We start from the raw sequence: 12,259 nt of genomic DNA on the forward strand, positions 1-12,259 counted from the left end.
CCTAGGCGGGCCGGCGCGTCCTCGGGGCCGGAGGGCTGCCGGGTCGTCGGGACCGGCGGGCCTGCGCGTCCTCGGGCCGACGGGTCGGGGGCCGACAGGCCGCCGACCCGACGGGCCGGGGGCCCGACAGGCCGCCGACCCGACGGGCCGGGGGCCGATAGGCCGCAGAGGCCGACGGGCCGGCGCGTCCTCGGGGCCGGAGGGCTGCTGGCGCCCCGGCCGCCGGGGCAGAGGGGCGGGGCTACCGGTTCGTCGGCCGCCGGGGCAGAGGGGCGGAGGCTGGCGGGTGGGCGGCGGCCCGCCGCCCGGGGCGACGGGCGGAGCTGGCGGGGCAGGACCCGCCGCAGTGCCGGCGGCGTCACCCCGGGACGGGCGTCCGCGGGGGTGGCGGCGGCGGCCTCGGCGTGGGCGTCCGCCGACGCATCGGGCTGCTCGGTCACATGCCCCTGGCGTGGGTCTCGGCCACCGGCGACCAGCCAGCCTCAGAGCAGCAGCACACGCCCATCCGTCGGGGAGCTGGCCCGGCCCCGGCGCCGCCGCACTGGACCGGGCCGTCGCGGAAGGGCCGCGTCCCGGCTTCCTCACCCCCGCCACCGCCGAGGCGGGCCCTCCACGCCCTCGACTTCGCCCTCGTCGCAGGCCAACCGTGGCGCCGAGGCCCGGCCGGTGTTCCAGGCCCTGGGGGGTGGGTCACCCTCCGACGCCGGGCCGGTCGGTCGCGAACCCGTGGCCGCCGGCCGGGCCGGGCGGGGCGAGTCCCGTCAAGGCCCCTGCCAGGCGAGCGGGTTGACGATCTGTCAGCTGCCATGCCGTCAGACCTGTACCGCGCTTGGTTACAGGCTGGAAGTGACCCCCTGAACGTCTGGATCGGGACACTGTTCGCCACCGTGGCACCGAGCCCTGTCGCCACGGAGGACACGCCGAACGACCTGACCGAACGACCTGACCGACTGACCTGACCGACAGACCTGACCGGCTCTGCACCCCCACCACTCACCTCCAAGGAGACCGCTCCATGGCACGAAGTGAAGCAGCGCGTCAGCTCCAGAACCTCGCCGCCGATCACGCCGCCGCTCAGAGGCTCTGCATGCCGGTCGCGGAGTACCGCGGCCTGCGCGACGAAGCCCTCGCCGAGCCCGAGGGCACCTCGCGCCGGACCCTGCTGCGACGCGCCGCCGGGCTCGGACTCGCCACCGCCGCCGCGACCGCTGCGCTGCCCAAGGCCCGAGCGGCAGCCGCGACTTCGGGCGCCGCGCCCCGCGTCGCGATCGTCGGCGCGGGTATCTCCGGGCTCAACGCCGCGCTCACCCTCGCCGACAAGGGCGTCGCGGCCACGGTCTACGAGGCCAACCCCTCCCGCATCGGCGGGCGCATGTACTCGCAGGGTTCCCCGGCCAACCCGGGCTACTGGGACCAGGGTCAGGTCTCGGAGTACGGCGGCGAACTGGTCGACACCGGACACAAGGAGATCCAGGCCCTGTGCCGCCGCTTCGGCCTGTCGCTCACCCCGGTACGCCACGTCTACGGCGCCGACGCCGACCAGGTGCTGTGGTTCGACGGCGGCTACTACGCCCGTTCCCAGGCCGACGAGGACTTCAAGCCGGTCTGGCAGGCGATCCAGAACGACGTCAACGCGGGCGTCGGCTACGCGCCGACCTGGAACAACCACAACGCCGCCAACGTCGCCCTGGACAACATGTCGGTCCGGGACTGGATCAACTCCCGTGTCCCCGGCGGCTACGGCAGCAAGCTGGGGCAGTTCCTCGACGTCGCCTACAACGTCGAGTACGGCGCCGACACGGTGAACCAGTCCTCCTACGCCCTGCTCTGCCTGCTGGCCTGGCAGGCCAACCCCGGCAGCTTCAACGTCTGGGGCGGCTCGGACGAGCGCTACCACATCACCGGGGGCAACGACCAACTGCCGCGCGCCATCGCGGCTGCGCTCCCGGCCGGCACGGTCAAGCAGGGCTGGACGCTGACCGCCGTCACCCGCAACAGCGACGGGACCCAGTCGCTCTCCTTCGACCTCGACGGCGGCGGCAGCACCCAGGTGACCGCGGACCACACCATCCTCGCCGTACCGCTGCCGATCCTGCAGCACCACGTGGACCTGTCGGGCGCGGGCCTGGACACGATGATGCAGGGCGTCCTCACGCACATGACGATGGGCTACTGCACCAAGCTCAACATGCAGTTCACCAGCCGTCCCTGGGTGGGCACGGGCCCCTGGCCCGGCTCCTCCAACGGCGAGATGTTCAGCGACCAGCCCTTCCAGCAGGTCTGGGACGTGACCCGGGGCCAGGCCGGCGCCGACGGCATCCTGGTCCAGTACGGCGGCGGCACCCTCGCCTCCGGGCTGACCCCGCCCTCCGCGTTCACCGACTCCGGCACCGCCTACACGAAGAAGCTCGCGCAGACCTACCTCGGCCAGATCGAACCGGTCTTCCCCGGCACGACCGCGGCCTGGACCGGCCGGGCGAAGCTCTCGGCCTGGCACCTGAACCCGTACTCCTACGGCGCCTACTCCAACTGGCCGGTGGGCTACCTGTGCACCTACGCCGGCTACGAGGGCACCGCGCAGGGCAACCTGCACTTCGCCGGCGAGCACACCTCCTACGACTTCCAGGGCTATATGAACGGAGGAGCCGTCGAGGGCGCCCGCGCGGCCAAGGAGGTGCTCGCCGTCCTCAAGTAGCCTCGGAGTCCGGCCCGTTCAGATCGTCGAGGGCCAGGGACAGCTGCCGCAGCGCCGTGATCGCCGCCTCGAGGGCGTCCGGCCCCATCCGCCGCGCCAGGCGCTCCGCCGCCTTGCGGTGGTGTGGCCGGATGCGCTCGACCGCCGCGAACCCCTCCGGCGTCGGACGCAGCAGCTTGGCGCGCGCGTGCGCCGGGTTGGGCAGGTATTCGGCCAGGCCCTTCCCCACCAACAGGTCGGCGATGCGCTGCACGCTCTGCCGGGTGACGCCCATGGCCCGGGCGATCCCGGCCACCGGCAGCGGCTCGGCCAGGACCGCGCCCAGCACCTGCCACCAGGCGGCGGTCAGGCCCGCGGGGCGCGCCAACTCCTCGGCCAGCTCCAGGAACTGGCCGTTCAGCCGGAAGGACGTCAGCGCCGCGTCGGACAGCTGGGCAGCCGCCGTCCGCTCGGGCGCGCTCACCGGGCCGCCCGGGCCGCCTCGGCCGCCGCCAACTCCCAGTACGCGGCGGCGTCCTGACGGGCGAAGAGCCGGTACCAGGCGTCGAGCACCTTGGGCTCGTAGACGTCCAGCCGGGCCAGCACGGCGCGGGCGAACTCCACGGGGGCGGTCGGCCGGGCGGTGATCAGGTCCCCGTCGGCGACGGCGGGCTCGTCGCGGTAGTGCGCCGCGCCGGTGTAGCCGGGCGCGGCGGACAGGTACTCGACCGCGCCGCTGGTGTGCGGGCGGTCGTTGAGCAGGCCCTCCCGGGCCAGCCCGAAGGTGGCGCCGCAGATCGCGGCCACCGGCACGCCCGCCGCCAGGAAACGGCGCGCGGCGCGGGCGAAGGCGGCGTTGCCCTCCTCGGCATTCCAGGTGGCCGCGCCCGGCAGGATCAGCATGGCGCTGTCCGCCGGGTCGAGCCGGTCCAGGACGAGGTCGGGCAGGATGCGCATGCCTCCCGCGGTGGTGACGGGCCCGTCGGTCTCGGCGACCGTGGCCACGTCGTACCGGCCGGGCTCGCGCTGCCAGGCCTCGCCGCGGACATGGGCGATGGCGTGGCCCACCTCCCAGTCGGCCAGTGTGTCGTAGACGGCGACGTGAACGCTTCGAGCAGTCATGACAGCATGCTGTCTCTTTGCCAGCATGCTGTCAATCCTTTCACCCCGCCACCCTGGCCAGCAGTACCGCCTGCGGCGGTCGGCCCGGCTCCGGCGGCGGCATCCGCACCTCGGCCGTCAGGTCGAAACCCGCGTGGCCCAGGCGTCCGGCCATCTCCTCGACGCCGAACCGGAACGAGCGGTAGCTCACCGGATGCCCGTACGCCTGCTCAGGCCGCCGCTCGCCCTCGCCAACATGGAAGCCGATCGCGAGCCGCCCACCCGGCCGCAGCACCCGGCGGAACTCGGCGAACACGACCGGCACCGCCTCCGGCGGGGTGTGCACGATCGACCACCACGAGACCACCCCCGCCAACTCCCCTTCCCCGTAGTCCAGTCCGGTCATCGAACCGACGTCGAAGCGCAGCGCCGGATACCGGCGGCGCGCCACCGCCACCATGCCCGGCGACAGGTCCACCCCGGACACGTCGAGACCCAGCCCCGCCAGATACTCCGTCACATGCCCCGGCCCGCAGCCGACTTCGGCCACCGGGCCACCGCCGTCACCCCGCACCTCCTCCGCGAACGCCGCCAGCAGCGCGCGCCCCAGCACCAGGGACGCGAACAGCCCGGGCACCCGCTCCGCGTAGGACTCCGCCACCGTGTCGTACGACTCCCGCGTGGCCTGCAGGAACTCCGGCTCCGTCATGACCGGCACCCTAAGTCCCGGCACTGACAACAGCCGCGCAACTACACTCGCCGGACATGACGACGATCGACGAACACGGCCGTCCCGAACCCCCGTTGACGGCCGGCGAACTCGGCACCCTGCTCGGCTTCCTCGACTACCAGCGGGCGACCCTCGCCTGGAAGTGCGCCGGGCTGGACGCGGCCGGCCTGCGGGCCACCACCGCCGCCTCGACGATGACCCTCGGCGGCATGCTCAAGCACCTCGCCTACGTCGAGGACCACTGGTTCTCCCGCTCGCTCCACGGCAACGACGCGGTAGCCCCGTGGAACGCCGTCGACTGGAAGGCCGACGAGGACTGGGACTGGCACTCGGCCGCCGAGGACACCCCCGAGCAGCTGCTCGCCCTGTGGCAGTCCTCCGTCGATCGCTCCCGTGCCCTGGTGGCCGAGGCGCTCGCCGACGCCGAGGGCGACCCCTTGGGCCGCCTCGCCCGCCGCACCTGGCCGGACGGCAGCGCGCCCAGCCTGCGCTGGATCCTCTGCCACATGATCGAGGAGTACGCCCGCCACAACGGCCACGCCGACCTGCTCCGTGAGTCGATCGACGGCCGAACCGGGGAATAGGCGCCGCTCGGCGCAGGCGGAGCGCGCCCGGCCCGCGCCCGCCACACTGCGCCAGGGGCCGCCGCAACCGCTCGCCGCCGGTCAGGGGCGAGGCTAGGCTCGGCGGCATGACCGATGACACGGACAAGGACGTACTCACCCGCATCAAGGCCCTGGTGGACGAGGAGCACCAGCTCCGCTCCGGCGGCTCGGGCGACGACGCCGGACGGCTGGCCTCGCTGGAGGCCCAGCTCGACCAGTGCTGGGACCTGCTGCGGCAGCGCCGCGCCGCCAAGGAGTTCGGCAACGACCCCGGTGCCGCCCACGCCCGGCCGATCAGCGAGGTCGAGGGCTACCAGCAGTAGGTCCACCGTCCCCGCCCCGCCCGGCAGCTGAGCCTCCGTCAGCCGCCCGCAGCCGCGCCTCGGCCGCGTCGAGGAACAGCTCCAGCGCCGCCGGATAGGAGCTGCGCCGCATCTCGCGGCGCAGCTCCGGGGCCATCGCCGCAAGATGCGGATGGGTGTCGGCCGGAACGCCCGTGTAGATGCGGTCCCAGACGCGGTCCTCGGCCTCGCGCGCCGCTTCCGGCAGCGCCTGCCAGCAGGCGTCCTGCGCCGCGTGGGACATGCCGGAGTCGACCAGCACGTGGTAGAGCCGGGCCGCCTCGGCGTCGGGGAAGCCGGCGCCGCGCAGCACGCCGAGGATGCGGTCGATGGCCCGTGCCTCGTGACGGCGCCCGGTGGTCCGGTAGCTCGCCAGCGCGGCGGCCTGCGGGTGGTCGAGGTAGCCCGCGTGGATCCGGCGGCCGATGTCGCGCAGGTCCTGCTTCCACTCCCCGGTCGGGGTCCAGCCGTCCAGGGCGCGGCCGATCAGCTCGTCGGCGACGGCCAGCAGCAGGTCGTCGGTGCTGCGGAAGTACCGGTAGAGGGCGCTGGGGTCCGCGCCCAGGGCGGCGCCGAGCCGACGGGCCGTCAGGCCGCCCGCGCCGTGCTCGCGCATCATCCGCAGCGCGGTGTGCACGATCAGTTCCTCGGAGAGCACCGTCCCCTGCTTGGTGGGCCTGCGGCGCTGCCGCGCGCCGCCCGCGATCCGTCCGCCGTTCGCCTCGCTCATGGGGCGGAGCTTATGTCAACGGCATTGACCTGAACAGAGCCCGACGGCTTTCATGACGCCACCCCAGCTCCCAGGCAGCCAGGAAGGCGGACAGCCATGGCCACGGACATGCGAAGATCCCTCGGAGTGCTCGACGGCGTCGTCATCGCCGCGTCGAGCACCGCGGCCACCACGAGCATCGGCATCGGACTCGGCCTGCTGGCCGGCGTCGTCGGACTGCACCTGCCGGTGCTCATGCTGCTGGCCTTCCTGCCCGTGGCCTGCATCGCCGGCGCCTACGCACGGCTCAACCGGGTGGACCCCAACGCCGGCAACTCCTATGTCTGGATCGGCCGTTCGCTCAACCCCTGGCTGGGCTTCCTGAGCGGCTGGGTGATGATCGTCGCCTCGGTGGTCTTCCTGGCCTACACCACCACCGTCACCGGTTCGGCGCTGCTGGCCCTGGCCGGCCAGGCCGGGCTGCACCGCCTGCCGGGTCTGGGCCTGGACCCCGGCTCCACGCTCCAGTCCACGCTGCTCGGCATGGTGGTGCTGCTGGCCGTGACCGTCACCGCGACGGTCGGCGTGGACCTGGCGGCGAAGTTCCAGCGGGCCCTGCTCGTCTTCGAGTACCTGGTGCTGCTGGGCTTCTGCGGCTACGGCCTGTTCGCCGGCTCCCAGCCGTTCTCCCTGGAGTGGTTCGACCCGTTCGGCATCCCCTCCGTCGCCGCCCTCACGCAGGGCATGGTGCTGGCGGTGTTCTGCTACTGGGGCTTCGACGCCGTCTTCAGCGTCAGCGAAGAGGTGCGCGACCACCGCGACGCCTCGCGGGCCGGGACGATCGCGCTGGTGACCATGCTCGGCCTGTTCCTGCTCGGCTCCGTTGCCTTCCAACGCGTGCTGCCGCTGGGCGAGTTGGCCGACCACGGGGCCGAGGGGCTGACCTACTTCGGCAGCCGGCTCGCCTCCCAGCCGCTGGCGGCGCTGCCCCTGGTCGCCCTGACCTTCTCGGCCGTCGCCTCGCTCCAGGCCGGCGTGATCCCCACGGTCCGGTCCATGTTCGCCATGGGCCGCGACGGCACGCTCGGGCCGGTGTGGACCCGGATCCACCCCCGCTTCGGCACCCCGGCCGCAGGCACCCTGCTGCTGGGCGCGATCGGCGCGGCGGTGGCCGGGCTGTCCCTGGTCATCCCCAAGGTCACCGACCTGATCAACGCCGCCGTCAACGCCATCGGCATCGTCGTCGCCGCGTACTACGCGCTGACCGCGCTCGCCGCCGCCGCGCGCTTCCGCGGACTGCTGCGCACCAGGCCCAGGGAGGCGCTGGGCGCGGTCGTACTGCCGGTGCTGGGCGCCACCGCCCTGCTGGCGCTCGGCGGATACCTGTGCTGGACCTTCTGGCGCAGCGCGGACCACTTCCAGGTCGCCGCCGACAACGGCTGGTTCGAGCTCTCGGTGCCCGCCTTCATGGTGCTGTCCGGCCTGGCGGCCGGCGCCTGGGCCAAGTGGCGCCGCCGCTCCCCCTACTTCCACCGCGTGCCCGAGGCCGGCCACCCGGCCACCAGCGCCGTCCCCCAAGGGAGTTCCCGATGACCCACGCCGACCTCGTCCTCACCGGCGGCCAGGTGCTGACCATGGACCCGGCCCGCAGCCGGGCCACGGCCCTCGCGGTGACCGGCGAGCGGATCACCGCCGTCGGCCACGCCGAGGTGCGCGCCCTGGTCGGCCCGCGGACGGAGGTGGTCGAACTGGACGGCCGCGCCGTGCTGCCGGGCTTCCAGGACGCCCATGTGCACGCCGTGTTCGGCGGCATGGAGCTGGGCGCGTGCGACCTGACCGGCACCACCGACCTCGCGGAGTACCTGCGTCGCGTCGCCGCCTACGCCGCCGCCCACCCCGAGCGGGAGTGGATCACCGGGGGCGGCTGGTCCATGGAGAGCTTCCCCGGCGGCCTGCCGACCCGTCAGCTGCTCGACGAGGTCGTGCCCGAGCGCCCGGTGTACCTGCTCAACCGCGACCACCACGGCGCCTGGGCCAACTCCCGCGCCCTGGAACTGGCCGGGGTCACCGCTGACACCCCCGACCCTGCCGACGGCCGCATCGAGCGCGAGCCCGACGGCACCCCCAGCGGCATGCTGCAGGAGGGCGCCACCGGCCTGGTCGGCCGGGCCGTCCCGGCCGCCACCGCCGCCGACCGCCTGGCCGGACTGCTGCGCGCCCAGACGCTGCTGCACTCGCTCGGCATCACCGCCTGGCAGGACGCCCTGCTCGGCTCCTACGCCGGCAATGACGACGTCGCGGACGCCTACACGACGGCGGCGGCGACCGGCAGGCTCACCGCCCGGGTCAACGGCGCCCTGTGGTGGGAACGCGGCCGCGGGGCCGAGCAGATCCCCGAACTGGTGGACCGGCGCAAGCAGTTGGCGGTCGGCCGGTTCCGCGCGGACTCGGTGAAGATCATGCAGGACGGCATCACGGAGAACTTCACCGCCGCCATGACCGTCCCCTATCGTGACGCCTGCGGCTGCGCCACGGCCAACGCGGGCCTCAGCTTCGTCGACCCGGAGGCCCTCAAGGGCTACGTCACGCAGCTCGACGCGCTCGACTTCCAGGTCCACTTCCACGCCCTGGGCGACCGCGCGGTCCGCGAGGCCCTGGACGCGGTCGAGGCGGCGCTGCGCGCCAACGGCCCGCGCGGCAACCGCCACCACCTGGCCCACCTCCAGGTGGTGCACCCCGACGACGTCCCCCGATTCGCCCGGCTGGGCGCGGTGGCCAACCTGCAGCCGCTGTGGGCCGCCCACGAGCCGCAGCTGGACGAGCTGACGACGCCCTTCCTCGGCGGCCGTCTCGCCGAGTGGCAGTACCCGTTCGGAGACCTGCTGCGCGCGGGGGCCACCCTGGCCGCGGGGAGCGACTGGCCCGTCTCCTCCCCGGACCCGCTGGCCGGCGTCCACGTCGCCGTCAACCGGATCGCCCCCGGCGAGGACCGCCCGGCCTTCCTCCCCGAGCAGCGGCTGGACCTGACGACCGCCCTGGCCGCCTACACCGCCGGGTCCGGGTACGTGAACCGCCTCGACGACACCGGCACGCTCCGCGCCGGCGCCCTCGCCGACCTGGTGGTCCTGGACCGCGACCCCTTCGCCGGACGCCCCGAGGACATCGCCGACGCCCGGGTCACCCAGACCTACGTCGGCGGCGAACGCGTCCACGACGCGGGCTGACAGCCCGAGTGCCTGGGCGGGCTACGGCACGCCCAGGCCTCACCGTGCGTGCCCCGACCTGCGCGGCCCCGGTTACGGGATCACCACGGCCGTGCCGGACACCCGGACCCGGGCGTCGCCCTCGGTCAGTGCCACCGTCAGGACGCCCGGTCGGCCCAGGTTGTCCCCCTGGTGCAGCGTCAACTCCGCCGTGGCGGGGACGAGTCCGAGCGCGCGCAGGTAGTGGCCGAAGGCCAGCGCGGCCGCCCCGGTCGCCGGGTCCTCGACCACGCCGCCCACGGGGAAGGGGTTGCGCACGTGGTAGACGGACTCCGACTCCCGGTGGACCAGGTCGACCGTGGTCAGGTCGCGGGCGCGCATGAACTGCGCCAGGCCGTCGAAGTCGTAGGAGAGCCGGGCCAGCCGGTCGCGGGTGGCTGCGGCCAGGATCAGGTGCCGGGCGCCCGCGTAGCCGATGCGCGGCGGCAGCTGCGGGTCCAGCTCCGCCGCGGACCAGCCGAGCAGACGCAGCGCCTGGTCCAGCGACGCGGCGTCCACCTCCTCCAGGGCGGGTTCGACGCTCGTCAGCGTCGCCCGCAGCCCCTCGTCCACGGCGACCGGGACCTCGCCCGCCCTCGTCCGGAACAGCAGGTCCCCGGGCCCGAGGCGCTCGGCGACGGCGACGGCCGCGGCCACCGTGGCGTGACCGCAGAACGGCACCTCCGCCTCGGGGCTGAAGTACCGGACGTCCAGGTTCCGCCCGTCCCGACGGGTGACGAAGGCGGTCTCGGAGTAGCCGACCTCCTTGGCCAGCGCCAGCATCTGCTGATCCGTCAACTCCGAGGCGTCGAGCACCACCCCGGCCGGGTTCCCCCCGGCCGGGGTGGTGGTGAAGGCGGCATAGCGCAGCACGGTGTCGTCCATGCCCGCCCAACGAACGGCCTCAGGTGATCATTCCCGGCTCGTGCCGGTGTCGGACACCGCAGCCCCGCAGCTGTCCGGACAGGGCGCTAGACCCCCTGCGGCAGCCGTTTCGCGTGGCTGCGCAGCTGGATCGCCGTCGCGATCTCGAAGATGCCGATGACCAGCAGCCAGCAGCCCGCGAAGAGGGTGAGCGCCGCCAGCGAGCCCACGGGCCAGCTGAGCACGATGATCCCGGCGACCGCGTTCAGCACGCCCAGGAAGATCTGCCAGCCGCGCGCCGGCATGTCCGCGTCGCTGATGCCGGCCATCAGCTGCATCAGTCCGCGGAACAGCCAGCCGATGCCGATCCAGATGGCGAGCAGCAGCAGCGACTCGAAGACGCTGCGGAAGCAGAACAGGCCGAGCAGGATGCACAGCGAGCCGCTGATGAAGGCGAGCACCCGCAGGGCGGTGCTCGCGTGCGTGCCGAAGGCCGCGAACAGCTGGCCGACGCCGATGACGATCAGGTAGAGGCCGAACAGCACGCCGACCACCAGCAGCGTGGCCTTCGGCCACACCAGCACGATGATGCCGAGCACCAGCGACAGCACGCCCACCAGCAGCACGGTCTGCCACGCCGCCCGGCTCAGCAGGTTCAGCGGTCCCGGCAACGGCGGCTGCGGCTCCGACGGCCGCTGGGAGGACTGGTACGCCGACGCGGGGGACGAGGGGGACGGGGGCGCCGACGGCGATTCGGACGCCTGGGGATCGGACATGGGCTCGCCTCCTGACAGCCGGTACAGCGGTACGGCGGCGGTAGGAACCGCCTGCTCCAACCTGACATACCGCCACAGAAGCCGCTCGGCAGAAAGATCCGCCGGAGTGGGCGAATTGTCGGACCGTCACCCCAAAGAGTGGTCCGTCCGGGTAATCCCCCGATAGTTGCGCCGCCCGCGGCGCATGCCTGAGTACCTTGCCGAAAAGGCCTCAGCACGCACACGGGGAGGGCACACGCATGCCGGACGCGGGACTCTGGGAGGCCGGTTCGGCCGGGGCGCGGGCCCGCGAGCTGTATCTGGCGGGAGCGCCCCAGCTCTCCCCGGTGCGGCCGCCGATCCTGGCGTCCTGGGACCGCTGCCGCACCCAGGGCCTCTCCCCCGACCACGACGACCTGCCCTACCAACCGGACCTGGAATCCGAGGAGTTGCTGCTGCGCGCCGCCGGGCCGGTGCTGCAGCGGTTGCACACCCAACTGCTGGACACCCGCGTCAGCGTGCTGTTCACCGACGCCGGGGGGCGGGTGCTGGAGCGCCGCGCCGGGGAACGGAGCCTGAACCGGCAGCTGGACCGGGTGCAGGCCGCTCCCGGCTTCAGCTATGCGGAGGACCACGCGGGGACCAACGGCATCGGCACCGCCGTCACCGAGCGCCGCCCCTTCGCGGTGATCGGCAGCGAGCACTTCGCCGAGCGGCTCCAGCTCTTCGCCTGCGCGGGCTCACCGGTGCTGGACCCGGTGACCGGGGAGCTGCGCGGCATCGTCGATCTGACGACCTGGCACCACGAGGCGCACCCGCTGATGGCCGCGCTGGCCCGGGAGGCGGCGCTGGCGGTGCAGCTGCGCCTGCTGGACCAGTACTCGCAGCGCGAGCGCGCCTGGGCGGCATCCCGCCGCCGGGAGCTGACCCGGATGGAGCGGACGGCCGAGGAGCTGGCCTTGCAGGCGGCGCGGATCTCCGCCCGTTCCCGGCGCGGCGTCCCCCCGCCCCGGCCGGTGCCCGCGGCCGGCGACGAGTCGCTGACCGAGGCGGCCTTCGCGGCACGGCAGCGGCTGGCGCTGCTGTGCGAGGCGGGGGTGCGCATCGGCACGACGCTGGAACTGGACCGCACCGCGGAGGAGTTGGCCGAGGTCGCGGTGCCGGAGCTGGCCGGGCTGGTCGCGGTGGACCTGGCGGAGTGGGTGCTGGCCGGGGAGGAGCAGCCGCCCGCCGGGCTA

The 12,259-nt window shown here is 73.8% G+C and carries 11 protein-coding genes and 1 pseudogene; 6 read left to right on the forward strand and 6 right to left on the reverse strand.

The window, feature by feature from the left end:
- Positions 1-1,015: 1,015 nt before the first annotated feature.
- Positions 1,016-2,695 (forward strand): flavin monoamine oxidase family protein, encoded by a 1,680-nt coding sequence (locus ACFP3V_RS13175; RefSeq protein ID WP_380583166.1) that lies wholly within the window; start codon positions 1,016-1,018, stop codon positions 2,693-2,695.
- On the opposite strand, the gene ACFP3V_RS13180 is transcribed toward ACFP3V_RS13175, so the two are convergent.
- The 3 genes from ACFP3V_RS13180 to ACFP3V_RS13190 are packed head-to-tail and all read right to left on the reverse strand — an operon-like array spanning position 2,688 to position 4,484.
- Complete coding sequence (locus tag ACFP3V_RS13180; protein WP_380583167.1) at positions 2,688-3,158, reverse strand: MarR family winged helix-turn-helix transcriptional regulator; 471 nt, start codon at positions 3,156-3,158, stop codon at positions 2,688-2,690. The genes ACFP3V_RS13175 and ACFP3V_RS13180 overlap by 8 nt on opposite strands.
- Entirely contained in the window at positions 3,155-3,796 is a 642-nt protein-coding gene (locus ACFP3V_RS13185; protein WP_380583168.1) for a DJ-1/PfpI family protein, read from the reverse strand. The genes ACFP3V_RS13180 and ACFP3V_RS13185 overlap by 4 nt, the downstream gene beginning before the upstream one ends.
- Before the next feature lie 40 nt (positions 3,797-3,836).
- Entirely contained in the window at positions 3,837-4,484 is a 648-nt protein-coding gene (locus ACFP3V_RS13190) for a class I SAM-dependent DNA methyltransferase (protein ID WP_380583169.1), read from the reverse strand.
- 56 nt (positions 4,485-4,540) lie between these two features.
- Here ACFP3V_RS13190 and ACFP3V_RS13195 point away from each other — a divergent pair, with 56 nt between their 5' ends.
- Together ACFP3V_RS13195 and ACFP3V_RS13200 are read left to right on the forward strand one after the other, a co-directional pair.
- A complete protein-coding gene (locus tag ACFP3V_RS13195) occupies positions 4,541-5,089 on the forward strand; it encodes a DinB family protein (RefSeq protein WP_380583170.1) in 549 nt (182 codons plus the stop codon).
- 107 nt (positions 5,090-5,196) lie between these two features.
- Positions 5,197-5,433 carry a DUF2630 family protein gene (locus tag ACFP3V_RS13200; RefSeq protein WP_380583171.1) on the forward strand — a complete coding sequence of 79 codons (237 nt, stop codon included), beginning with the start codon at positions 5,197-5,199 and terminating at the stop codon, positions 5,431-5,433.
- On the opposite strand, the gene ACFP3V_RS13205 is transcribed toward ACFP3V_RS13200, so the two are convergent.
- Positions 5,405-6,181, reverse strand: a complete 777-nt coding sequence (locus tag ACFP3V_RS13205) for a TetR/AcrR family transcriptional regulator (protein ID WP_380583172.1) — start codon at positions 6,179-6,181, stop codon at positions 5,405-5,407. The genes ACFP3V_RS13200 and ACFP3V_RS13205 overlap by 29 nt on opposite strands.
- A gap of 96 nt (positions 6,182-6,277) precedes the next feature.
- Here ACFP3V_RS13205 and ACFP3V_RS13210 point away from each other — a divergent pair, with 96 nt between their 5' ends.
- Positions 6,278-7,753 (forward strand): APC family permease, encoded by a 1,476-nt coding sequence (locus ACFP3V_RS13210; RefSeq protein WP_380583173.1) that lies wholly within the window; start codon positions 6,278-6,280, stop codon positions 7,751-7,753.
- Positions 7,750-9,384 (forward strand): amidohydrolase, encoded by a 1,635-nt coding sequence (locus ACFP3V_RS13215; RefSeq protein WP_380583174.1) that lies wholly within the window; start codon positions 7,750-7,752, stop codon positions 9,382-9,384. Before ACFP3V_RS13210 ends, ACFP3V_RS13215 begins: the two co-directional genes overlap by 4 nt.
- A gap of 72 nt (positions 9,385-9,456) precedes the next feature.
- On the opposite strand, the gene ACFP3V_RS13220 is transcribed toward ACFP3V_RS13215, so the two are convergent.
- Positions 9,457-10,287 (reverse strand): PhzF family phenazine biosynthesis protein, encoded by an 831-nt coding sequence (locus ACFP3V_RS13220; RefSeq protein WP_380583175.1) that lies wholly within the window; start codon positions 10,285-10,287, stop codon positions 9,457-9,459.
- Positions 10,288-10,373: 86 nt separating this feature from the next.
- Positions 10,374-11,042, reverse strand: coding sequence for an HdeD family acid-resistance protein (locus ACFP3V_RS13225; protein WP_380583176.1), 669 nt, complete (start codon positions 11,040-11,042; stop codon positions 10,374-10,376).
- A gap of 239 nt (positions 11,043-11,281) precedes the next feature.
- Between ACFP3V_RS13225 and ACFP3V_RS13230 the strand changes: the two are divergent.
- Positions 11,282-12,259, forward strand: a pseudogene (locus ACFP3V_RS13230) (hypothetical protein); the annotation flags it as partial.

It is taken from the genome of Streptacidiphilus monticola (assembly GCF_042658505.1).
Taxonomy (GTDB): Bacteria; Actinomycetota; Actinomycetes; order Streptomycetales; family Streptomycetaceae; genus Streptacidiphilus; species Streptacidiphilus monticola.

What these genes read in the sequence shown, in the direction of transcription:
- ACFP3V_RS13220 (WP_380583175.1), bottom strand. Translation starts at nt 10,287, where the DNA reads ATGGACGACACCGTGCTGCGCTATGCCGCCTTCACCACCACCCCGGCC.
- ACFP3V_RS13210 (WP_380583173.1), top strand. Translation starts at nt 6,278, where the DNA reads ATGGCCACGGACATGCGAAGATCCCTCGGAGTGCTCGACGGCGTCGTC.
- ACFP3V_RS13205 (WP_380583172.1), bottom strand. Translation starts at nt 6,181, where the DNA reads ATGAGCGAGGCGAACGGCGGACGGATCGCGGGCGGCGCGCGGCAGCGC.
- ACFP3V_RS13175 (WP_380583166.1), top strand. Translation starts at nt 1,016, where the DNA reads ATGGCACGAAGTGAAGCAGCGCGTCAGCTCCAGAACCTCGCCGCCGAT.
- ACFP3V_RS13190 (WP_380583169.1), bottom strand. Translation starts at nt 4,484, where the DNA reads ATGACGGAGCCGGAGTTCCTGCAGGCCACGCGGGAGTCGTACGACACG.
- ACFP3V_RS13195 (WP_380583170.1), top strand. Translation starts at nt 4,541, where the DNA reads ATGACGACGATCGACGAACACGGCCGTCCCGAACCCCCGTTGACGGCC.
- ACFP3V_RS13200 (WP_380583171.1), top strand. Translation starts at nt 5,197, where the DNA reads ATGACCGATGACACGGACAAGGACGTACTCACCCGCATCAAGGCCCTG.
- ACFP3V_RS13225 (WP_380583176.1), bottom strand. Translation starts at nt 11,042, where the DNA reads ATGTCCGATCCCCAGGCGTCCGAATCGCCGTCGGCGCCCCCGTCCCCC.
- ACFP3V_RS13185 (WP_380583168.1), bottom strand. Translation starts at nt 3,796, where the DNA reads ATGACTGCTCGAAGCGTTCACGTCGCCGTCTACGACACACTGGCCGAC.
- ACFP3V_RS13215 (WP_380583174.1), top strand. Translation starts at nt 7,750, where the DNA reads ATGACCCACGCCGACCTCGTCCTCACCGGCGGCCAGGTGCTGACCATG.